Here is a 22,794-nt window from a genome sequence, read left to right as displayed (position 1 = left end):
GCCCGGCGCGGGGAGCGCGGCGCGGTGGGCGTGAGCCGCCGGCGCGGGGGAGCGGTGGGCGGCGGCGGGGGTCGGCTGCCGGCCCGGACGGCGCCCGGCCACCCGTGACCCACCGGGCCCGCGGGACCACCGGAACACAGGGCCGCCGGGCCGGGCCACCGGACCGTCATCACCGGACCACCGGGCCGGACCACCGGACCGACGGCCGTCACCACGGGGACCGCCGGACCGCCGGGGCACGGGGCCGCCGGACCACGGGTGGAACCCGCAACCGTCCGCCGCCCCGTCACCGCCCGGCCGTGGCCGTCAGGCCCCGAACCCCTTGGAGGCGCCCTTGACCGAGCCCTTCCCCCAGCGCGGCTGGGCGCCGGCGAGCAGGTGCGTGGGCACCAGGTCACGGGCCGGCTCGCTGTAGCCCACCGACACGATCCGGTTCCCCCGGAAGGTGAAGGTGGTCAGGCTGGCCAGGGTGCACTGCCGCTTCCGCGGGTCGTGCCACAGCCGCCGCCGCTCCGCCCAGCTGCGGACCACCCAGATCGGCAGCTGGTGGCTGACGCACACCGCCTCGTGGCCGCGGGCGGCGTCGCGCGCCGCGCCGAGCGCGCCCATCATCCGGACCACCTGGTCGACGTACGGCTCGCCCCAGGAGGGCCGGAACGGGTTGGTGAGGTACTTCCAGTTCGCGGGCCGCTTCAGCGCGCCGTCGCCGACCCCGAAGGTCTTGCCCTGGAAGATGTTGCCGGCCTCGATCAGCCGCTCGTCGGCGGCCACCTCCAGCCCGTGCGCCTCGGCGATCGGGGCACCGGTCTCCTGCGCCCGCTCTAGCGGGGAGGCCACCACGTACCGGATGTCCCGGCCCGCGAGGTGCTCGGCCACCCGGTCGGCCATCTTCCGGCCCAGCTCGGAGAGGTGGTAGCCGGGCAGCCGCCCGTAGAGCACGCCGTCGGGGTTCTCCACCTCGCCGTGCCGCATCAGGTGGACGACGGTGAGGTCGCTGTCGGTCTTCGTCATGTCACCCATCATTCAGTGGCCTCGGCGGCGGCCCGCGCGGCCCCCGGCAGCGCGGCGGCGATCCGCTCCACGGCCCGGGCGTCGTGCGCCGTGGACACGAACCACGACTCGAACGCGGACGGCGGCAGGTAGACGCCCTGGGCCAGCAGCGAGTGGAAGAACGCGGTGAAGCGGAAGCTCTCCTGCTTCTTGGCGTCCTCGTAGTTCCGCACCTCGTCCTCGGTGAAGAACACCGAGAACATGTTCCCGGCGGACTGCAGCCGGTGCGCGACGCCCGCCTTGCCCAGCGCCTCGGTCACCAGCGCCTGGATCTCCGCGGAGACCGCGTCCACCGCGGCGTACGCCGCGTCGTCCAGCAGCCGCAGCTGCGCCAGCCCGGCGGCGGTGGCGACCGGGTTCCCCGACAGCGTGCCGGCCTGGTAGACCGGGCCGGCGGGGGCGAGGTGCGCCATCACGTCGGCGCGGCCGCCGAAGGCCGCCGCCGGGAAGCCGCCGCCCATGACCTTGCCGAAGGTCATCAGGTCCGGCCGCACCCCGTCGATGCCGTACCAGCCGGCCCGGCTGACCCGGAAGCCGGTCATGACCTCGTCGGAGATGTACAGCGCGCCGTTCTCCTGGCACAGCTGCTTCAGCCCCGCGTTGAAGCCGTCGCGCGGCGGGACCACGCCCATGTTGCCCGGCGACGCCTCGGTGATCACACAGGCGATCTCCCCGGGGTGCGCGGCGAAGGCGGCCCGCACCGCGTCCAGGTCGTTGTACGGCAGGACGACGGTGTCCCCGGCCTGGGCGCCGGTCACGCCCGGGGTGTCCGGCAGCGCGAAGGTCGCCACGCCGGAGCCGGCCGCCGCCAGCAGCGCGTCCACGTGCCCGTGGTAGCAGCCGGCGAACTTGATCACCTTGGCCCGGCCGGTGAAGCCGCGGGCGAGCCGGATCGCCGACATGGTCGCCTCGGTGCCCGAGGACACCAGGCGCACCTGCTCGACCGGCTCCACCCGGGCCACGATCTCCTCGGCGAGCGCCACCTCGCCCTCCCCCGGCGTGCCGAAGGAGGTGCCCCGGGCCACCGCGGCCTGCACCGCGGCGATCACCTCGGGGTGCGCGTGCCCGAGGATCATGGGCCCCCAGGAGCACACGAGATCGACGTACTCCCTGCCGTCGGCATCGGTGAGGTACGGACCGTCACCGGACACCATGAACCGGGGCGTACCACCCACGGCGCGGAACGCGCGTACGGGGGAGTTCACGCCGCCGGGCGTCACGATGGCCGCACGGTCGAAAAGCGTCTGCGAAACTGGTGCTGCGTACGGATAGGGATTGCTCACGCATGCCATGGTGTCAGAGGCTGAGGGGGACGTGCGTCCGGGCGTTTCACCGTCCGCACGCGGGGGAGGTCTCAGACACGATGATCGGGTTGCGCGGCGGGGACCGCGCCTCCCAGACCAGCACTCGGGTGGAGATATGCATCGCGGTGGCGAACTGGGTGAAGGGACCGACGACCGGGGTCCCGAGCGCGCCCGCCCTGGACGCCCCGGGCGCCCCGGGCGCCATCGACGCGAGGACGTGAGCAGCACGGCGAGGGGAAGCAGGGGCGGGCGCATGGGGGTGACCTACAAGTACTTCGGTGCGCCGGACGGTGCCACCGCGGCACGGGTCCCCATCTCCATGCGTCCCGAGGAGCTCGGCGGGGACGAGCTGGGCATGGGCGGCATGTTCACCAAGATCAAGCCGGAGACGGTGGCGGCCATGGTGCTCACCGGCATCCAGGGCGTGCCGCTGCACAAGGTGCCGCCGCTGGAGCTGGTGGTCCTGCACCCGGACTACGCGGTGGTCAAGCTGCCCATGACCGTCGTGGACCCGCTGCGCGGCGTCGGCGAGGAGGCGGTCGGTGCCGCCGCCTTCATCTGGTCCACCGTCCCCGACCGCGGCGGCCCCCGCGACGCCTACACCGTCTACCAGCTGCTCCACGAGTGGCAGGACTTCAGCCACCGGCTGCACGAGGCGGGGCACCAGCCGTACTGCCTGGTGTGGCCCTGACCCAGGGTTTCGGCGGCTGACGGGCGGGGCCTTCGGGGCCCGCCGTCGCTGGTGCCCGAGGGAGGCCGGTAGGCGGCCAGGGCACATTGAGGGCACATGGGTTCTCCGAGGGCACTGATGTGCCCTGAGCCTCTCTGACCGTCAAGCCGGAAGCGCTCAAGGTCGCACACGTCATCCACGGCGCCTGGGGCGTGGAAGCCCCGAACAACTTCCCCACCGTCGTCTTCGCCGCCCACGAATGGTACGGCGAACCCGATAACCGCGAACCGCGCCCAAGTCCACTGGGCCGATGCCAGGGCCATCCGCGACGAATTCGTTGAAACCACCGTCAGCGCCCTCCACTGCTTCCTCAGCGGCGGCGCCCAGGCTGTCACTGGACGGCTGGCGCTAACTGAGCGCTGGGCAATTTGAAGCGGACGCGCCAAGCTACGACGTGGGTATCGCGCACGGCATTAGGAAGTGTTACGCCGCGCCTCTCCGCCCCCGTTGGATGGATCACCCGCCGTTCAGGTGCCTGCCGTTGTTCCCCCACCCGAACGGCGACGAGCGACAGAGGCCGGCGTTGGGCGTTGCGCGGAGGCATGAGGATTGCGACCACGACCTCGCTCTGCCGGCGCACGCGGAGTGGGCGGAATAGGAGGCGCTGCCGCCGTCGCCGCGAGATCGTTCAACGTGGCATTCACTACCGGCCAGCACATGTCGAGCGTGTCGCGGTTCGGGCTGTGTCCGGTCCGTTTCTCCGCCAGGGGATGGACGAGATTCCTGTAGTGCCGGACAAGCTCCGAGGCGAGTTTGGCATCGTGCTCGATCCATTTGTTCTCGTACGCGAAGTCGACGAAGTCATTCAGCCCCATCTTTCGCAACGGCTTCGGCATGCGTACGCCTGCGGCTCGAACCTGCGCGGCATGCGCGAGCACCCCCTCCAGGAGACTGCCCAGCATGATGACCGCCGACGTATAGGCTCCGTGCTCGTAGCAGGTGCGTGCCTCGTCCAGCCGCAGTTGCACGGTAGCGGCGAGGTCCGGGTCGCTCACCACCTCCGTCACGGAGACCTTCAGCTCCACACGCGGCAACTGCTGCCGTACTTCGTCCCCGAAACCGACTTCGCAGCGGGTAAGGACCGGCTGGCCTCCTTCCTCGCCGATCCGGCGTCCGTCGAGCACAAGTATCTCGTTGAGCCGCTTCAACGTGGCGTGGTACTCCTGCTGCTGGTTGTAGTACTCAAGGCGATTCGCCAGGCGAAGGACGGCTCGCTTGGCGTCGTCCGTACCGTCCTCCTGCCGCACCCTGAGGAGATCCAAGGTCCACTTGTGCCTCGGAGTGCCGTCGTACTCCGGAACGTCGTCCCAGCCCGCACGCTGGAAGAACGCGGCTATTTCGTACCCCTTCCGGTAAAGCAGCGGCGCCTCGTCCCCGCAGATCAGGTGGGCAATCTCCGTCAGCGTGCTGTCGTCGAAGATCTCGTTCACATCAAGCCCCTTCGAGAGAGACGGACGCATCCCCATCGAGCATGGCGTCGAGTTCATCGTTGGTGAGGTCGGCATCGTCCATCTCGATTGGGACCCAAGTGCTCCCCGAGTCGCCCTGGGCATCCTCGGTGACTCCGGGCCGGATCCCCAAAGCGTCAAGGCGCTTCCACAACGGAGTCAGCGAATCCTCCGGGGACAGGGCGAACTCACTGCTGCGGATGCGCCAGAACTGCCAGCCAGCCCGGCGCAGTTCCCGCTCCCGTTCGTAGTCGTCACGGATCTGGTCAGGGGTGGAGTGATACGGGCTGCCGTCGCACTCCACGGCGAGGCGGGCCGTCTCTCCAACGACGACGAGGTCGATGCGTTTACCGCTGACTTTCCACTGGGGGACGACGTGGTAGCCGCGTTCCTTGATCCTGCGGAAGACCCGCTGCTCGAAGAGCGACTCGAACGGCTCGCACTGCTCATCGGGGGAAACGGCGGAAAGGCTGGGAGATGTGCCCTGAAGTTCCGGCGGCGCCTGCATATAGGTGAGCAGGGAGTGACGCAGGTCCCTGCTGCGCAGCTGGTCCGGTGTGACGGAGGTGAACAGCCACATCTGGTCGCGGGCCCGGCTGGCGGCCACGTTGAAGCGCCTTCCGTCACCCTGGCCGGTCAGGGCCCGAGTGTTGTCGGCGTCGACGACCAATGAGAGCAGGATGACATCTCTTTCGTCTCCCTGGAACTGTTCGGCCGTGCCGACACGTATGTTGTGTCGCTCCTGGATCGAGGAGTCGATCCGCGTGTCGATGAGATTCTCCAAGAGCCTTGTCTGGTGTCCAGAACGGAGCACAATGACTCCGAAACTCCTTTTCGCGTACACTTCGTCCTCCGCGAGTTCCTGCAACTTGGCGACGATGCGTTCGGCCTCGGGCCTGTTGACCAGGGTCTCTCGCCGTCCCTCACAGTGACCTTCATGCACATGAACGACTTCGAGGGGCCGCAGCCGGTCCGCTCCGTACTGCCGCAGCGGCACGAGTTCGTTGTCGGGGTAGAACTGGGCGGAGGACCACTTGATGATCTCCGGCATGCACCGGAAGTGCTCGGTCAGCCGGATCGTCTCGCTGAAGCGCGCGGACAGCAGGTCGTAGAGGTTGGACTTAGGGCTGAGTCCGTCCCGCTGCCAGTCGGTGAGATGGGGCAGGAGCGAGTCGAGGAGTTCGTTGAGCCGTTCGTGCTTGCCGCCCGTGTAGAACGGGACACACTGCTTGTCGTCACCCACGACGATGATCCTCGGAGCAAGCCACAGCAGCATCAGACCGTCCAGACCGACCTGGCTCGCCTCGTCCACGATGACGACGTCGAAGGCGTCCGGCTCGGGATCGATCATTTCGGCCACCTGTTTGATCGGCATGACCCATGCCGGGACCGCGGCACGCGCGTCACGCATCGCGGAACGTGCGGCCTTCAGGTGCCGCTTGCCGAGTGCCGTCATTCCCTTGCCTGCGTTCGCCGTGGCCGACGCGTAGGCACTCAGCGCCTGTTTCTGTCCAGCCGTCATCCGGTCCAGGCAGTGGTACAGCGCTCGGTCGGCCGCCAGTTGGGTGACAGTTTTCCGCAGTTGCGTCTCAACCGCTTCCAATTCGCCTTCCAGCTTGGCTTCCCTGCCACGTTTCAGCATCGTGTCCTGGAAGGTGCGTGCTTGCCGCCATGCCCAGGCACAATCCAGGTTTACAAGGCGGGTCTCCCACACCGCCTCGGTCGGGGACTCGGCGAAGCGCCGGGCCAGTTCAGGGTGGTCCTCGGACAGTCGGTCCAGGAGTTTGCGAGCCTCCCGGCGGTCGGCCTCACGGTGGAACGCCTCGGTCAGCGAGTCGATCGCGGCCGAGTACGCCCGTGGATCACGGGCGGTGACAGCACGGTGCACCTCTGCCAGCTCGGCCACTCCGCGGGCGTCGGGTCGCGGCAGCTGCTCGGAGATGGACCGCAGCCTCTCCTTCGCCTCACGGGCACGAAGCAGCCGTTCCGCACCGTTCGCCGACGTACGGACATCGTCCCACTGTTGTGCCGTCCGCACCGTGGCCTTGATCCGGGCCTTGAGCAGGACTTCGTGCAGCGTACGCACGGACTGGGTGAACCCGTCCACCGCGCGGAGCGTCGGCACCCTGTCCAGCAGCTCTGACAGAGCCACCTGCGTGGAGCCCTCGGCCTCGGGCGCGTCGACGCTCTTCCAGCGCTCGTTCAGCTGCCGAACGCACTGGCGTGCCGCCAGATGAGCCACCAGCGCGGCGATCTCGTCCGGTGTGCTGGGCAGCCGCCCGTCCACCCGGCATTCCCGCAGAAGGACTTGGGCCTCCTTCTGGACCGGCCTCGGGGCGAATTTGCGCAGCTTGCCGCCTCCCCGCAAGTACTGTTCGAGGTCCTTCCCGGCGGCGATGAGGCGTGATTCCTCGGCAAGCGCCAAGTCGGGTACGTCGAGCACTGCGAAGGGCATGTCCTGAAGTGCGCTTTGCACGCCCTCGGCACGGGCGGACGCCTGTCGCACTCCCTCCCACAGCTGCTGCCGCCGGCCGGCCATTCCGTCTTGCAAGGCGCGCGTGGTCCACTCCTCGGGCGGCCAGGCGGCAGGGTCACCCGGCAGTCCCTCGCTCTGCAGTGCGTGTTCCGCCGCGTCCAGCAGACCGACCAGTGTCGCGAGCAACTCATCGCCCCCATCCGCGAGTTCGACGGCAAGTGCGTCGGACGCCGACGCAGCACAGGCACGTACAGCGGCGTCCAGGGCGTTGACCGCCTCTTCGAACAGCACGGGTGGGACGAAGTCCGCGGGGTCCGGGCAGCGGGCGGCATGCTCGTCCAGTACTCCGGCCCCGTGCCGGGACACCAGGCCCAGCAGGCGCTGGGCCTCATCCTGGCTCAGCGAAGGTTCGCGCGGTGCCGAGGCGGGCAGAGCGGGCATCCAGTCGTACTTCGGTGCACCGGCAGCGACAGCCTCCACGATCTCCGCAAGCCGCCCCCTGTATCCCGGTGCCACGTCGAGGTGTTCGTACCACTCCGCCTCACGTATGGCGCGCACTTCGTCACGGAGCCGCGCGCGGGTGTCCGACAGTTCCGAGCGCAGCGCCTCATGGCTCTTGATCCTTACGTCGAGACGCTCGGTCGACTGCGTGGCACTGAGCTGGGAGAGCGCGCGCACGGACTGTTCCAGGTCGTTGCTGCCGTCCTGACGCCGGTCGCCCTGGAGGACGCACAGGTTGCGCAGCTCGGGCGGCAGTTGTTGCCGCAGGACCTTCAGTGCCTGGCCCTTTTCACTCGTCACGAGCACCCGCTTGCCGTCCGCCAGCAAGGCGCACACGAGGTTGGCGATGGTGTGCGTCTTTCCCGTGCCCGGTGGTCCTTGAACGACGACGCCGGTATCGGTCTGTAGGCGCCTCAGTACCTCCCGCTGGGCTTCGTTCGACAACAGTGGAAACAGCGGGTCGGGGCCGAGTGCGGGCGGCACGTCACGGCTCCCTGCCGCCGTACCCCACACCCTGCGGTCCTCCGCTTCCAGCTGGTACAGCAGCTGAGCCAGGCCCAACGGAGCGATGGCACCGGGCTGGGCGAGGCGGTTCGCGATGCCGTCGTAGAAATGCACGAGGGCACCCTGGCCCCGCTGGCGGAGAATGATCGCCGGCGCGAACCCGAGCGTGGGCACCGGCAGCGCCGGGTCAGCGGGCGGGCGGCCCCAGCCACGGTGGAACGCCACCGCGCGATCGGTGCCGAACGCCCTCTCTGACCAGTCGCCGAGCACGTCCTGGCAGTCACGGGACAGCGGATGGAACCCTTCCGTATCGACACGGTCCCGCAGCGGGCTCAGCAGACGGGTGCTGTAGCCCGCGTCCGCGTCGAGGAACTCGCTGTCCTCCATCCGCGCCGGGTCGCCGGGGGCGAGGGCGACGGTGATGGACATGTCCGTGGGATTCACGGTGAGTATCAGCGGCGCCGTCAGAATGTGCCGGGCGATGCGCGCCGACGGACGTGCGGCTCCGACGGTCAGCAACCCGGCGCCCAGTACCGCCTCGTATTCCTCGCCGTCCTGCTGAATTCTGGTCGCCATTCTGTACAGCTGCTGATGGAGCTCCCTGTAAGGGTGGTTGGCACGCTCTTTCTCCGACCACTTGCGCCACGTGTCGAGCCATCGCGTGTAGGCGCGCAGCACGTCGGGCGCTTCCTCGCGACGGATTTCGGAAACTTCGAACAGGTCTCCGTTCTCGTCCTCCTGCCAACCCTGTCCCGGTCCCGACTCGGCCAGCGGAGGCGCTTCGGGCGACGCAGTGGCGGCTGCTTCGGGATCGACCCATCCCACCAGCACCTCGGGCAGGACAGGAGCTGGGCGAGGCGGGCGGTGTGCCACCTTGAGCAGCGTCCGGTCGCGATCCGGGTTCCGCCGGAGTCTGTCGTCCGGAAGGTCGGTAAGCCAGAGGACATCCGGGTATTTCTGCCACTCCCGCACCGGCTTGTACGACCCTCGAACGAATTCACGCATGTATTCGATGAGTTGGCGTGTGCGGTGCACCGCCTCCGGATTGTTCGCACGGAGTGCAGAGTGAAGAGACACCTATCCCCCCAGATCATGGCTCGACGGAAAGCCTTTCAGAATGCGGGAGAAAAGTGCCGCCATCAACAGGGACCGGCGAGTAATGACGTGAATAAGCCAGGTTCCGCGAAAGTTGGCTGAAACCCGGCCAACCGTTAGGAGCGAACCCATGTGCGGCGATCACGTGCCGCCGTGTACACCAACTCGACTTTGTCCGGTCCCCAGCCAGTCTTGAGGCGCTTGAACGCTGCAATGTCGCGCTCCTGAAGGACACGCACGTCCAGGAGTGACGGCACGATCAGTAGCTCTGCCACCGCAACGAAGGCGAGCACCGGCTGCACCTCGACGGGGAAGCCACATGCATGCGTCAGTGCGACCGACGCCCGACGCGCCTCTGCTCGGCTTTTCCGCACGTAGGGGTACGACTGGCCGCCTATTCGAACCGAGTCGTCGCCCACCCACACACGTGCCCCGCGATGGCACTTCGTGTTGACACAAAAGACTCCGCCCGGCCCGATCAGGACGTGGTCGATGTCGACATCGCCTGCCAGGGGTATGGAATGCAATACTCGCCAGCCGCGCGGCACCAGCCTCTCCAGCTCCACTCCCACACGACGCTCGCCGACCAGTCCGGTACGCCAGCTGTCCACCTCCAGGCGCCTACCGGACAACCTGGCCAACGCCCACCGCCAGAAGCCGGGCGCCAGTTCGTCCACCTTCGTCTGCAGCGCGTGCCCTGGGCGGTTCCCCGCAAGGTCGTCTTCAGAACGCAGTGCCTTATGCGCTACAGGCAAAGATGAAGCTGCAAGGTAGGGAGCGAGGGCGTCGAGCACCGCGTCCCGCTGCTCCTCAGCCAGAAGCTCCAGATACCCCGTGCGGCGGTCGAACCATGCGACCTTCTTGCCATCCTGATTCACGTAGAGACGGTCATGGCCGTAACGCTTCCATACGGAGACCTGTAAGCCGCTCACGCGCCCCCCCGTTTCGCATCCCATCAAAGGCCAATGACCATGGGAGCAGGATCGGAAACAGCGAGCAAGACGGCCTCATGTATGGGCCGAGCTGGCGGGCGCTTCCCAGGTTCTGCATCCAGGGCAGGGCACATCCAGGGCACATGAGCCCGGGAAACGGCGCTGGCCCATGGGAACTACCGGGATGAGTTTCCGCAGGTCAACGCACACTCTACCGAGAAAGCCCAGGTCAGCGCCCCACCGCCCCCAATCGCTGCACGAGTGGCAGGACTTCTCCCACCGGCTGCATGAGGCGGGGCACCAGCCGTACTGCTTGGTGTGGCCCTGAGCCGAGGTTCTCGGCAGGTGACGGGCGGGGACTTCAGGGCCCCGCCTTCGTCGTGTGCGGGTGTTCGCGGTTGCGTCCCCACCCCGCCGCTGGGAGGGGCCGCGGCTACGATCGGCGGCCATGGACTGGCTGGAGCGGATCGCGAAGCTGCGGCAGTGGAGCCGGAACGGTACCCGTGCGCCGCACAAGCCGCTGCTGCTCCTGTACGCCCTCGGCCGGTTCCAGGAGGACCCGGACGGTGACCTGCGGTACAGCGCGGTGGAGCAGGACCTCCAGCGGCTGCTGACCGAGTACGGCCCGCCGCACCGGACGACCCCCGCCTACCCCTTCCACCACCTGGTCGGTGACGGCGTGTGGGAGGTGCGCACCGATCGCGGACCGGGCAGCCCGGGCACCGGGGTGCGGGACCTCCGGGAGACGGGCGCCACCGGACGGCTCGCGCCGGAACTGCGGTCGGCGCTGCGGCGCGACCCTGACCTGCTCGGCCGCGTGGCCCGGTCGCTGCTCGATCTGCACTTCCCGCCCTCCCTCCACGGCGAGCTGTGCGAGGCGGTCGGTCTGGAGCTCGACCCGGTGGTCACGACGGTGCTCCCGGCGGCGCGGCGGCAGCGGGACGGGCGGATGCGGGAGCTGGTGCTGACCGCCTACGAGTACCGGTGCGCCTTCTGCGGCTACGACGGCCGGATCGGCGCGGTGCCGGTCGGGCTGGAGGCCGCCCATGTGCGGTGGTGGGCGTTCGGCGGCCCGGACGAGGCCGAGAACGGCCTGTGCCTGTGCTCCCTGCACCACAAGCTGTTCGACAAGGGCGTCCTCGGGGTGGGAGACGGTCACCGCGTCCTGGTTTCCCAGCACTTCGTCGGTCACAGCCCCGCCGCCCGCGAGCACGTCATAGCCCTCGCCGGCCGCCCGCTCGTCGGCCCGCAGCCCGGTGCCCGCCCGGTCGCGGCGGTCCACCGCGACTGGCACCTGCGGGAGGTCTTCCGCGGCGAGCCGCGACCGGCCGCGGCCGGCTGATCCCGCCGTCGCTCCCGCTCCGGGTTTCCGGCTTCCGGCGTCCGGCGGCCGTTGGATCGTCGGCCGCGGCGCGGCCGGACCGACTCGCGAGATGCCCGAGGTGTTCGAGGCGCCCGGGCGCTCGCGCAGGCGTCCTTCGGCCAGGGGTGGGGAAGGCGTCCGGGTCGCCGATGACCGTTTCCCTCCCGTATCCCATATCCCGCCTCCCCCCTTCCGCCGGCCGTCGCCCGTACGGCTACGCCCCCGGCGCCGCACGCGGGTTGTCGGCCCGTTGCCGCGCGTTGCCGGGTGTGCCGTTGCCCCCGCGCAACACCCCCTGGCGGGACCACACTGGCCTCGGCCGGACAGCGCGTCCGGGCCCGGCGGGCCGGTGCAGGCCACCGCCGTGATGGAGACACGAGGTGTGGTCGTGCCCTGTGTGCTGTCGTCCCCGCGGACGGCCCCGACGCCGTTGTCCGCCGAGCCCCCGGGGCGGGGTACCGCTGTCCGGCCGGCCCGGCCCGGAGCCGTTGCCCCCGCCGCGCCGGACACCGGTACCGCACCGGACATCGGTGCCGGCGCCGCACCGGGAACGCCCGCCCGTGCCGTACGGCCGGGGCCCGGTACCGCTGCCCTCCACCCGGCTCCCGCCGGCCGGCGGACGACTGCCGCGGAGGCGTCGGATGGGTGAGCTGCGTCCGCTGGCCGACGGACTGACCGCGGAAGGCCGGGAGTTCGCCACCGCGCTGCGGGAGATCTTCACCGGCCTGGGCGTCTCGGTGCGCCGGTACGCCGCCCGTCGGTACCGCGACGCCGGCACCATCTCCCGCTACCTCAGCGGGACCCGCGTACCGCCCTGGGAGTTCGTCTTCGACCTGCTCACCGACCTCGCGGAGGTCCGCGGCTCGGCCGTCACGCCGGGCACCGTCGAGCTGCTGCGCGACCTGCACCGCGCCGCCGTGCAGACCGGCAGTTCCGCCGGGCACGCGGTGGAGGTGCTCCAGCACCAACTGGCCGACGCCGACCGGGAGGCCCGTACCTCCAGCGTGCAGGAGGACGCGCTGGGCGAGGCGCTGCTGGACCGGCGGCACCGGATCGCCGACCTGGAGGTGCGGCTGAGCCAGCTGGAGGCGGCCTGGGCGGCGGAGCGGGCCCGCGCGGAGCGCCTGGAGCAGGCGTTCCCCGACCTGCCCGGCCTGATGCGGGAGCGCGACACGCTCCAGCGGGAGGTGTGCCGGCTCACCGACGAGCTGGAGGAGGTACGCCGCCGCGGCATGCTCGCCGAGGACCGCTGCCAGCTGCTGGAGCGGCAACTGGCCGCGGTCGAGGGGCAGCACGTGGGCGGGCCGCCCGCGACCGGGGGGCCGTACGTCCCGGCCCAGGGCCCACCGGGCGGGGACGGGGTCACGGCGTACGCACCCGTCGTCGGCCCGCCGCCGAAGATCCTGCTGGTGGACGACCAGGTGGACAACCTGCTGGCGATCCAGGCGGTGCTGGCCACCCTGGGGCAGGAGACCGTCACCGCCACCTCGGGCCGGGAGGCGCTCAAGGCGCTGCTCGACCACGACGACTTCGCGGTGATCCTGCTGGATGTGCAGATGCCGGAGATGGACGGCTACGAAACGGCGGCGCAGATCAAGCGGCGCCGCCGCAACCGCGACATCCCGATCCTCTTCCTCACCGCGATGGGGGCCGACCCCGAGCACTCCTCCCGGGGTTACGCGGCCGGCGGCGCGGACTACCTCTCCAAACCGATCGACCCCTGGGTGCTCCGGGCCAAGGTCGCCATCTTCACCGAGATCTGCCTCGAACGGCGCCACTACGCACGGCACCTGGCGGACGGGCCCGGGCCACCGGCCCCCTGCCCGGGACATCCGGAGCCGTCCCCGACCCGTCCCTGAGGACCACCCTGGCCCGCCCCTGACACATCCCCGATCCGTCCCGGAGATGTGTCAGCTCTCGTTGACGGGTGTCCGCCACGGCTGTCACCTTGAGGGGACAGGCACGGACGAGGGGGCCGCGATGACCGAGGTTCCGTCGCGGGCGCCGACCGGCGACGAGTTGCTGAAGGTCCTCACCGCCCTGGCGAACCCGCACCGGATGCGGATCGTCGCGGCGCTGATGGACGGGGGCCGCAACTACGTGAGCCGGCTCGCCCGTGAGATCGGGATGGGCCGTCCGCTGCTCCACATGCATCTGCAGCGGCTGGAGGCGGCGGGCCTGGTCAGCGGCACCCTGGAGTTGTCGGAGGAGGGGAGGGCGATGAAGTTCTTCGAGGTCACGCCGTTCTGCTACGCGCTCACCCCGCACACGGTCCGCGCGGCCGCGCACACGCTCACCGAGGAGACCAAGGTCATGGAGGAGACAACGGGATGAACGGCTCGGACTGGGCGGCACCGGCGGCGGTCGGCGGCTTCTTCGTCTTCCTCATCGTCATCGTGTGGCAGATCGCGGCCACCCGGCGGGCCCGGATGCTGGCCGCCCGGGAGGACCAGTACCAGCAGCTGGCGCGGAAGTACGAGCAGTTGCTGGAGGACAACGTGGAGCTGCACCGCCGGACGCTGGACGAACTCAGCAGCACCCGCGCCTCCATATCCTCCATGGAGAAGATGATGCGTGAGGTCGGCTGACCGGCCGCCGCTCCCCGGCGGGCCCGGCGGGCCCGGCAGGCACCCGTACCCGCGGGGCGTCACCCCCCGGTGACCCGCACCCGCCGGGTGTACCGCGCCCGGCGGGCCCGGCGACAGCCTTACCCGCGGGGTGTCACCCGCCGGGGGTCCCTCACCCGGCGGCCCCGGCGGTTCCATCGACCCCGGAGCAACGCCCGGGTCCCGGCCGGCGACGGGGCCCGGCGTGATCACGGCATGTCGGGCCTGAGGTGCCGGATCAGCTTCTCGTACGCCGCCCAGGCCGCACCCGACGTACCGTCTCCGAGCGGGTAGTACAGGGCGGGAGCGGTCGCGGGACCGAGGCGCAGTGGTTCCGCCGCGATCGGGGGCCGCGCCGCGTGCTCGGCCCCGACGTCCCGGACCTCCTCGGACCCGAGCACGAACGCGACCGGGACCGGCGGTGCCTGGAGGCGCGCCGGAACCGTCAGGTCCCGGCGCCCGGCGCGGACCTGCGCCACCGTGGACACCAGCCGGTGTTCGCGGACCAACCGTCCGACCAGTCCGGGGAGGGCGTCCAGGGCCGGCGGATCGTCCGGCCCGTACCCGGCGGTGAACGTCAGCTGCTCCTCGACTCCGCCGGTGGTGCGGGAGACCGTCAGGGTCGCGATGGCGGGCCGGGCCCCGGGGTCCCCCACGGCGACGAACCAGGTCGGCGCCGGGGAGCGCTCCCGGGCGAACTCGGTGAGCCGCCGGCGCGACCACGGGTGCGGCACGGGCTCCGCCGTACCCCATCCGGACGGCGGGGAGCCGGTCAGCGCCCGGCAGACGTCCTCCAGGGCCCCGCCCAGCAGGAGCCGGTCGTCGGCCGGGTGCCGGGTGTGCACGGTGAGGGTCAACTGCCGTTCGCCGGTGGTGGCCAGGTGCTGGTACCCCTGGTGCACCGGCACCTCCGCCGTCCGGTCCCCCACCGTGGTGAAGGCGCCGCCGTGCCAGTGCAGCACCGCGCCGGACCGGCCGTCGTAGTAGCCGCCGTGCCCGTCGCGGACCACCCAGCGGGTGCCCGGCCCGATCAGCAGCGAGCTGGTCGGCAGGGAGAGGCGGCACCCGGCACCGGTGACGATCTGCAGACCGCGGCCGGAGGCGAGCGCCGCGGCGAGGGCGTCCGACAACCAGGCGGTCATCGCCACGACCGGGCGGTCCTGGAGCACCACCGCCACCTGGTCGGTGAGGACGTCCACCGCGGGTTGCGCCGCGGCGGGCACCGGCGCCGGGGTGACCCCCTCCAGCGCGACCGGGTCCTCGATGCCCGCCGCCGGGACCGCGTCGGGCGGCCAGATCCGGCCCCGCAGCCGGTGGGCCAGGCGGCCGGCGAAGACCCCGGCGACCTGTTCCGCCTCCGGTACGGCGGTGGAGGCCCGGGCCTCCAGCCACCAGACGGGCCCGCGCTGCTCGGGGGCCTCCTCCCCCAGCAAGCGGGCGGCCTCACCCGGCACCCGCACCAGGAGCGGTGCCTCCACCGACACCAGGGGCCGGCCCCCGCCGTCGCAGAGCTGGATGACCGCGCCGTCACCGGCGGTCCGCAGCTCCACGTCCGGGCCGCCGGCGAGCAGCCCCGCCAGCAGGGTCCAGTTGTCCGGCATCTGCTCGGTGAGGACGATCACGTCCTTGGTCATCCCACGTCCTCGCTCATCACCACGGTCCCGGCCGTCGCCGTGCTCTCCGCCATCCCCGTGTTCCCGGCTCCCGCCGCGTTCCTCTTCATCGCCACGTCCCCAGCTCCGGTTGCCGCCGCGTTCCCCGTCACCACCACGTCCCCGGCCGCCGCCGCGTTCCCGTCATCGTCACGTCCCCCGTTGTCTCCGCGTCCTCGGTCATCGCGTGGTCCCGCCCGTCACGTGTCCCGCCCGGCGCGCGTTCCCGGTCGTCGGAACGCCCCGGGCCGGCGCCGGCGCCGCGTACCCGGCGCCGCACGGTCCCGCCGTATCCCGCCGTCACGTGTCACCGCTCCCCGCGCGGTCCTCCGTCGGCAGACCGGCCCCGTCGGCGAGCGCGGTCTGGATCAGCCGGTCGGGGGCACCGCGACGGATGAAGGTGCCGCGTCCGGGCGGCCGGGCCGACGCGTACACCCGGGGGAACAACTGCCCCTCGGTACGGTCACCGGTCATCACCAGCGCGGACGTCCCGCTCTCCCGCAGCGTGCTCAGGAAGGGTTCGTAGAGGGCGCGGGAGGACCCGGCAACCCGGCGGGTGACGACGAAGTGCAGCCCGATGTCCGGTGCGGACGGGACGTACGGGATGAACGGCGCCAGCGGTTGCTGGCCGGCGGTGGTCAGCACGTCGTAGTCGTCCACCAGGATCACGATCCGGGGGCCGCCGCCCCAGGTGCCCGGCGCCGGCGGCCCGGCGTCCGCCGTGTCGTCCGGCATGCGCTTGTCCAGTTCGGCCGCGATGCCCGTGGCCAGTGCCCCGGCGAGCCGGCCGTTGTGGGCGTAGCCGCCCCGGTACGGCTCGGGCACCACCTCCCGCAGGCCCCGGCGCGGATCCATGATGCCGAAGACCAGTTCGTCGTCGGAGTACCGCTCGGTCAGCCCGCGGGCGATCAGCCGCAGCAGGTTGGTCTTGCCGCACTCGCTGTCGCCGAGCACGAGCAGGTGCTGGTCGTGCGCGAACAGGTCCAGCAGCACCGGGTCGAGGGCCCGCTGGTCCAGGCCGATGGGCACCCGCCGGGGTTCGGCGGCGACCGGGGGCAGGCGGTCGGCCGGGACCTGCGCGGGCAGGACGCGGACCGGCCGGGCGGGCTCGCCGGGCCACGCGTCCCGGACCGCCCGGGCGGCGTGGGCCACGGCCGCGCCGAGGTCCGGCGTCTCCGGCAGGCTGTCGATCCGGGGCAGCGCGACCTGGGCGAACCGCTTGCCGTCGGTCAGTGCCCGCCCGGTGTCCTCGGGGGTGAGCGTCTCGGCCAGTTTCCGGTCGATGGTGCTGTCGCCCGGTTCGTTGAGCCGCAGCTCCACCTGCGTCCCGAAGGTCGCTTGGTGGGCGATCCGCACGTCGTTCCAGCGCAGCATCCCGGCCACGACGTGGATGCCGTACCCGCCGCCGCGTTTGAGGATGTCGCCCACCCCGTCGTCGAGCGCCTCGAAGTCGTCGCGCAGCCCGCCGAAGCCGTCGATCAGCAGCACGATGTCGGTGGAGGGCAGTTCGGGGACCCCGCCGGCGGCCCGCAGTTCCCGGAGCCGCTCCACCGAGTCGATGCCGTGCTCCCGGAAGACGTCCTCGCGCTCCAGCAGCATCCCGTGCACCTCCTCCACCGTGCGCGCCGCCCGCTCCCGGTCGGACCGGCCGGCCACCCCGCCGACGTGCGGCAGCGCGGTGAGCGCCTGGAGGCCGCCGCCGACCAGGTCCAGCCCGTAGATGCCGACCTCGCGCGGCGTGTGGGTCAGCGCCAGCGACAGCGCGAGGGTGCGCAGCAGGGTGGTCTTGCCGGACTGGGGACCGCCGATGACGGCCAGGTGCCCGCCGGCCACCGTGAGGTCGATGATCCACTGCCCCTGCCACTGGCGGGCCGGGTCGTCGAGCAGGCCGAGCGGGGCCCGCAGGGTCCCGGGGTGCCGGGCGAACCGCATGCCGCGTTCGTCGATGGTCAGCGGGCCGCCTGCGCGGTCCAGGGTCAGCGCGTCGGGCAGCGGCGGCAGCCAGATCCGGCGCACCGGCGGGGCCGCGGCGCGCAGTTGCCCGACCATGACGGACAGGACCGTGGGGCCGGTGTCGCGGTGCCGGGTGACCGGTTCCTCGTCCGGTTCGGCCGCCCCGGCCGGGTCGAGCCCGTTGTGGGCCGGGTAGGGCAGCACCGTGGGGCCCGCGGGGTCGGTGTCCCGCCGCGCCGGGCCCCGGTAGGGACCGGACACGTAGCCGGCCTTGAACCGTTCGTAGGCGCTGGTGTCCACCTTCAGGTAGCCGAAGCCCGGCAGCGGCGGCAGGTGGAAGGCGTCGGTGGTGTCCAGGACGGTGCGGCTCTCGTCGGCGGAGAAGGTCCGCAGGCCCAGCCGGTAGGAGAGGTAGGTGTCCAGGCCCTTGAGCTTGCCGCCCTCGATGCGCTGACTGGACAGCAGCAGGTGGACGCCGATGCTCCGGCCGATCCGGCCGATGGACAGGAACAGGTCGATGAAGTCCGGTTTGGCGGTGAGCAGCTCGCCGAACTCGTCGATGACCACGAACAGGTGCGGCAGCGGCGGCAGTTCGGGCCGCATGGTGCGCAGCGCCGCGTACTGCCCGATGTCCGCGACGTGCCCGGCGTCCTTGAGCACCTGCTGGCGCCGCTTCACCTCACCGGCGAGGCTGGCGTGCACCCGCTCCACCAGGCCCGCGTGGTTCTCCAGGTTGGTGATCACCCCCGCCACGTGCGGCAGCCCCTCGAACGGGGCGAACGTGGCACCGCCCTTGTAGTCCACCAGCACCAGCGCCAGGTCCTCCGGCGGGTGCCCGGCCACCAGGGCGAGCACCAGGGTACGCAGCAGTTCGCTCTTGCCGGAGCCGGTCGCGCCGACGCACAGGCCGTGCGGCCCCATGCCCAGTTCGGCGGACTCCTTCAGGTCCAGCAGCACCGGCTCCCGGGCGTCGCTCACGCCGATCGGCACCCGGAGGAACGCCCGCTCCCCGCGCGGCGCCCACATCCGCCCGACGTCCAGCGCCCCCGGGTCCTCGATGCCCAGCAGTTCGGTGAAGTCCACCGGCCCGGACAGCGGCGCGTCGGCCAGGGCCTCCGCCGACAGCCGCAGCGGCGCGAGCGTCCTGGCCAGACCCTCGGCACCGGCCGTGGTCACCGGGTCGAGGGTGCCGTGCGCGGTAACGGGTTCCGCGCCGCGCAGGTCCTCGACGAACACCCGGTCGCCCTCGACGGTGATCCGCACCGACACCTGGCCCGGCTCCCGCACCCGCTCACCGACCAGGTGGAGCACGGTGATCCCCATGTCGGCCGGCCCGACCGCCTCGTCCGGGCGGGGCAGCTCCTGGGCCGCCTCGCCGTGGGCGTCGCTCACCACCAGCATCCGGCCGGCCATGACCAGGGCGTCCCGGCCGGACAGTCCGCGCCGGATCTCCGCCGCGTACGAGGCCCGGCCGCGCAGGTCGCGGGCGAGCAGCCGGGCCAGCTGCGGGAGGCCGGAGGCACGGCGCCGGGCGGCCACCGGACCGTCCCGTTCCTCCGGGGCCAGCAGGTGCGGCAGCCACTTCACCCACTCCCAGTCCGCCGCCGCGGCGGCGGGCGCGGCCACCGCGAGGGCCACGTCGTCCGGGGCGTGGAACACGGCGGTCTGCACCAGGATCGCCCGCGCCACCCGCAGCACGGCCTCCCGCTCGCCCACCACGCTCACGTCGCCCACCCGGTCCAGCGGCACGGTCAGCGGCAGATCGGCCGCGGTGCCGAACCGTTCCGTCAGCGCCCGGGCCTCGTTCAGCATGAACCGGTCGGGTGGCGTGAGCACGCTGCCGCCCTGTTCGGTCACGGTCAATGTGCGCGCCGGCATCTCTCCGGTGCCGATCCGGACCCGCAGGAAGTCCGGGTCCGCCCGGCGCCGCTCCCACAGCCGGGCCGGGTCCGCCACGATGTCGTACAGGGCCCGGGGCGGCGGGTCCAGGACACGGGCCCGCGCCCGGCGCTCCCTCTCCTCCGCGCCGAGTTCCTCGCGCAGTTCCTCCACGTACTCCAGGTAGCGCTCGCGCTGCCGGCGGCGGGTGCGCTGCGCCTTGCCCCGCTGGGACAGCAGCAGCACGATCGCGCCGATCACGGTGACCACCAGCACCAGCGCGCCGATGACCGCGAACTGGCTGCTGCGCAGCACGGTCATCATGACGACGGAGCTGGTCACGCCCGCGATGGGCATGAGCGTCATGGCGAACCCGCCGGTCCCGCCCTCGGGGAGGTTCGGCGGGGGTTCGACGGCCCGCGGCTCCGGGGTGCGCAGCGGGCGGGTGGTCCGGGCGGGCCGGTGGATCAGCCGGGTGGTCATCGTGCCTCTCCGGGAGCGCGGGGGACGGTCTGGCGGGCGGGGGTCATCGCGCCGTCCCGACCGCCCGGGTGAGGAGGGCGGCGGCGAGCCGGCCGGCGGCCAGCCGGGTCCCCTGTCCGAGCCGGGCGACCTGGATCGGCCCGCCGGCCGCGAGGTGCCGGTCGTACGGCACGGGCACCACCGGGACCCCGGCGGCCTCCAGGTGCCGGGCGGCGGCGGCCGGGTCGATCGTCGCGTCCGGGGAGTGCGTGGTCAGGGCCACGACGGTGCCGGGCAGCATCCGGGGGTGCGGCACGCCGGCCATCCAGTCCAGCACCGCCCGGGTGCTGGCCACCCCCTCCACCGTGGCGGGCACCACCAGCACCCGGGCCTGCGCCGCGGCGAGGGCCGTGCGGGCCAGCGGGTTCGGCAGGGTCTCGCAGTCCACCACGGTGATGCCGAAGTAGCGCCGCAGCGCCACCATCACCGCGCGGTACTCCGGGAGTTCCAGCCGCGCGCCGACCCGCCCCCGGCTGCCGGGCAGCAGCCAGCCGCCCTCCGCCACCTGGACGAGGTAGCCGGTGATCTCCGCGAACTGCATCGACGGCGAGACGACCTGGGCCAGGTCGGCACAGGTCCAGCGCACCGACGGCGCGCCGAGCCGGATCGGCAGCGTGCCCAGTGCCGGGTCGGCCTCGACGACCAGCACCGGGTCCTGGCGGTAGTGCGCGTAGGTGAGGTTGAGCAGCGCCGCGACGGTGGTCTTGCCGGCTCCGCCGCGGATGCTGGTGACCACCAGCTGCCGGCCGGTGGTCACCGGCTGCTGGAGCTCCTGGGCGATCCGGGTCGCCTCCGCGACCTGCCGGGACGCGGAGGACACCAGGAGCTGGCGCAGCGAACGGGCCGCCCGGCAGACCACCCGGTCACCGCTGCGGGACCGGCGGTGGGCCGGCGCCAGCTCCGGATCGAGGCCGGGTACGGGCACCGGCGACGGGATCGCCACCGGTGCCGCCGGCGCGCCGGGCCCGGCCCCGGGCAGTGGGGCGGCGCCCCGGCCGGACAGCGGGCCGCCCGGGCCGGACCGGGCGACGGCACGGCCCGCCGCGGGGCCGTCGGGTACGGCGGGGGGCGTCCCGGCGGGGGCCGGTACGGAGTTGCCGGGTACGGGGTTGTCCGGCGCCGCGTTGCCGGGTACGGCGTTGTTGCCGGATACGGAGCTGCCGGGTACGGAGTTGCCGGGTACGGGCGGTCCCGCCGCGGCCCCGGGGGCGGGCGTCGCCCCGGAGGCGGGCGTGGCCCCGGAGGCGGGAGTCGCCCCGGAGGCGGGTGTCGCCCCGGCGTCCCGCGCCGTCCCGCCGGCGGTGGCCCGCAGCGTACGGAGCAGGTCACCCTGCCAGTCCTCGCCACCCACCGGGCCGTCTCCCCCTCTCGACTGTCAGAACTCGAACTCACGTCGGCCGGGATGTCGTACCCGGCCGCCCGGCCGGTACTCAGAAGGCGCCGAGCAACCGCCCGTACACCCCGAACGCGCCGACGGCGAGTGGGAGGAGGGCGAGCACGCCCAGCGACTCGGCCAGGTCCGCCAGCCGGCGCAGCCGCACCCGTACGTGCTCCGGCGGCTGCACCACGAGCGCGGCGAGCGGCAGCAGCGCCGCCACCGACAGCAGGGCCAGCGGCCCGTACGGCTCGCCGTCGCCCGAGCCGAGCCAGAGCGCCACCAGCCGGACCAGCAGCACGACCGCCCCGCCGAGCAGCACGACCACCTCGGCGATCAGCGGGTAGGCCCGTGACCGGGAGAGCAGCACCAGCACCAGCACGGCCGCGAGCGGAACCGTCCACCGGGACGGATCGGAGAGGGCCAGCAGCCCGGACGCCACCGTGGAGACGGCCATGGCAACGGTGGCCAGCACCAGCCCGCGGTGGGTCGCGGCCAGGGCGGAATCCACCTCGTGCCGGCTCACCGAGGCGCCGCCCGAGCGCCGGTCGTCCAGCCTGGTCAGGCCCGCGCCCATCAGGGCGAGGCGCGGCAGCACCCCCAGCACGAGCACCGACACCACGCCGCACACCACACCGACCAGCGCGGGGTCGTCCTGCACCGCGGCGGCCAGCTCCCACACCCCGGTGGTCCCGGCCACCGCCACCGCGCCGACCAGCCCGCCCCGGCCGACCGTGGAGAACACCCCGAGCAGCGCCAGCGTGACGACCAGCGCACCGCCGGCGCCGGCGAGCCTGGCCGGGCCGCCCCACGACTCCGCGTCCGCCAGGAACCACGCCCCCAGGAGGCCGAGCACACCACCGCCGACGATCAGTGCGGCACCCAGCCGGGCACTTCCCCACCGGGCCGCCAGGGCACCGAGCGCGGAGAGCAGCCCGGCACACCCGAGCACCGGCCCCGCGACCTCGGCGGCGCCGAGACCGTGCCGGGCCAGCACGGCCACCGTGGCCATCAGCGCCACGGACGACACCCCGGCGGTCCACTGCCGCGCGGCGGGCCCCCATCGCCAGGCCCGGACGTCCAGGTCCTCGGCCACCTCGTCGGTGACGTCGTGCACCACGGGAGCGGCGGGCGTGTCCTCCTCCCGCACCAGCCGCAGCACCGCCCCGTCCGGAACGGCAGCGGAGGCCAGCGTGGCGTCCTCCGCCAACACGGCGCCGTCGGCGGTGACCAGGTGCCGCAGCATCGGCCGTTCGGCCACCTGGTCGTCCAGCAGCCGCAGGATGTCGGGCAGCAACCGCCCGACCGGCTCGTCGGCCGGCAGCACCAGGTCCACCCGCCGCCGCTCCCCGACCAGCGTGACCCGGCTCAGCTCCGCCCGCCGCGACGCTCCGCGCACGCTCAA

General features: G+C 72.4%; 15 protein-coding genes and 1 pseudogene. 7 read left to right on the top strand and 9 right to left on the bottom strand.

Going from position 1 to position 22,794, the window contains the following annotated elements; translation table 11 throughout:
- Positions 1 to 306: 306 nt before the first annotated feature.
- Entirely contained in the window at positions 307 to 1,011 is a 705-nt protein-coding gene (locus IHE55_RS16725) for a histidine phosphatase family protein (RefSeq protein WP_197989754.1), read from the bottom strand.
- An 8-nt stretch (positions 1,012 to 1,019) separates the two neighbouring features.
- Positions 1,020 to 2,342, bottom strand: coding sequence for a glutamate-1-semialdehyde 2,1-aminomutase (gene hemL, locus IHE55_RS16720; protein WP_197989753.1), 1,323 nt, complete (start codon positions 2,340 to 2,342; stop codon positions 1,020 to 1,022).
- A gap of 71 nt (positions 2,343 to 2,413) precedes the next feature.
- Here hemL and IHE55_RS32690 point away from each other — a divergent pair, with 71 nt between their 5' ends.
- The 3 genes and pseudogenes from IHE55_RS32690 to IHE55_RS31365 all read left to right on the top strand — a co-directional run.
- Entirely contained in the window at positions 2,414 to 2,575 is a 162-nt protein-coding gene (locus tag IHE55_RS32690; protein WP_307826699.1) for a hypothetical protein, read from the top strand.
- Positions 2,572 to 3,045 carry a hypothetical protein gene (locus tag IHE55_RS16715; RefSeq protein ID WP_307826698.1) on the top strand — a complete coding sequence of 158 codons (474 nt, stop codon included), beginning with the start codon at positions 2,572 to 2,574 and terminating at the stop codon, positions 3,043 to 3,045. Before IHE55_RS32690 ends, IHE55_RS16715 begins: the two co-directional genes overlap by 4 nt.
- Positions 3,046 to 3,179: 134 nt before the next feature.
- Positions 3,180 to 3,436 (top strand): annotated as a pseudogene (locus tag IHE55_RS31365) (NUDIX hydrolase); the annotation flags it as partial.
- A 115-nt stretch (positions 3,437 to 3,551) separates the two neighbouring features.
- Here the strand turns inward: IHE55_RS31365 and IHE55_RS16710 are convergent.
- The 3 genes from IHE55_RS16710 to IHE55_RS16700 all read right to left on the bottom strand — a co-directional run bounded on the left by IHE55_RS16710 (position 3,552) and on the right by IHE55_RS16700 (position 10,040).
- Entirely contained in the window at positions 3,552 to 4,514 is a 963-nt protein-coding gene (locus IHE55_RS16710; protein ID WP_197989751.1) for a hypothetical protein, read from the bottom strand.
- A gap of 1 nt (position 4,515) precedes the next feature.
- A complete protein-coding gene (locus IHE55_RS16705; RefSeq protein WP_232265589.1) occupies positions 4,516 to 9,018 on the bottom strand; it encodes a PDDEXK-like endonuclease domain-containing protein in 4,503 nt (1,500 codons plus the stop codon).
- Positions 9,019 to 9,224: 206 nt separating this feature from the next.
- The gene (locus IHE55_RS16700; protein WP_307826697.1) at positions 9,225 to 10,040 is read right to left on the bottom strand and encodes a nuclease-related domain-containing protein; all 816 of its coding nucleotides are present in this window, start codon (positions 10,038 to 10,040) and stop codon (positions 9,225 to 9,227) included.
- A 448-nt stretch (positions 10,041 to 10,488) separates the two neighbouring features.
- Here IHE55_RS16700 and IHE55_RS16695 point away from each other — a divergent pair, with 448 nt between their 5' ends.
- The 4 genes from IHE55_RS16695 to IHE55_RS16680 all read left to right on the top strand — a co-directional run bounded on the left by IHE55_RS16695 (position 10,489) and on the right by IHE55_RS16680 (position 13,991).
- Positions 10,489 to 11,382 (top strand): phosphorothioated DNA-binding restriction endonuclease, encoded by an 894-nt coding sequence (locus tag IHE55_RS16695; protein ID WP_197989748.1) that lies wholly within the window; start codon positions 10,489 to 10,491, stop codon positions 11,380 to 11,382.
- 662 nt (positions 11,383 to 12,044) lie between these two features.
- Entirely contained in the window at positions 12,045 to 13,262 is a 1,218-nt protein-coding gene (locus IHE55_RS16690; RefSeq protein ID WP_197989747.1) for a response regulator, read from the top strand.
- Between the two features lie 121 nt (positions 13,263 to 13,383).
- A complete protein-coding gene (locus IHE55_RS16685) occupies positions 13,384 to 13,737 on the top strand; it encodes an ArsR/SmtB family transcription factor (protein WP_197989746.1) in 354 nt (117 codons plus the stop codon).
- A complete protein-coding gene (locus IHE55_RS16680; protein ID WP_197989745.1) occupies positions 13,734 to 13,991 on the top strand; it encodes a hypothetical protein in 258 nt (85 codons plus the stop codon). The genes IHE55_RS16685 and IHE55_RS16680 overlap by 4 nt, the downstream gene beginning before the upstream one ends.
- A 227-nt stretch (positions 13,992 to 14,218) precedes the next feature.
- Here IHE55_RS16680 and IHE55_RS16675 read toward each other — a convergent pair whose 3' ends face one another.
- The 4 genes from IHE55_RS16675 to eccD form a co-directional block, all read right to left on the bottom strand.
- Complete coding sequence (locus tag IHE55_RS16675; RefSeq protein ID WP_197989744.1) at positions 14,219 to 15,643, bottom strand: DUF6177 family protein; 1,425 nt, start codon at positions 15,641 to 15,643, stop codon at positions 14,219 to 14,221.
- A gap of 318 nt (positions 15,644 to 15,961) precedes the next feature.
- Positions 15,962 to 19,975 carry a type VII secretion protein EccCa gene (gene eccCa / locus IHE55_RS16670; protein ID WP_197989743.1) on the bottom strand — a complete coding sequence of 1,338 codons (4,014 nt, stop codon included), beginning with the start codon at positions 19,973 to 19,975 and terminating at the stop codon, positions 15,962 to 15,964.
- Between the two features lie 43 nt (positions 19,976 to 20,018).
- Positions 20,019 to 20,939: a CpaE/TadZ family protein gene (locus IHE55_RS16665; RefSeq protein WP_307826696.1), complete on the bottom strand. Its 921-nt coding sequence runs from the start codon at positions 20,937 to 20,939 to the stop codon at positions 20,019 to 20,021.
- Positions 20,940 to 21,444: 505 nt separating this feature from the next.
- Positions 21,445 to 22,794, bottom strand: a complete 1,350-nt coding sequence (gene eccD / locus IHE55_RS16660; protein ID WP_372442689.1) for a type VII secretion integral membrane protein EccD — start codon at positions 22,792 to 22,794, stop codon at positions 21,445 to 21,447.

The sequence above is a fragment of the Streptomyces pactum genome (genome assembly GCF_016031615.1).
GTDB classification, from domain to species: Bacteria; Actinomycetota; Actinomycetes; order Streptomycetales; family Streptomycetaceae; genus Streptomyces; species Streptomyces pactus.
This window is presented reverse-complemented; position numbering and strand designations above follow the sequence as displayed.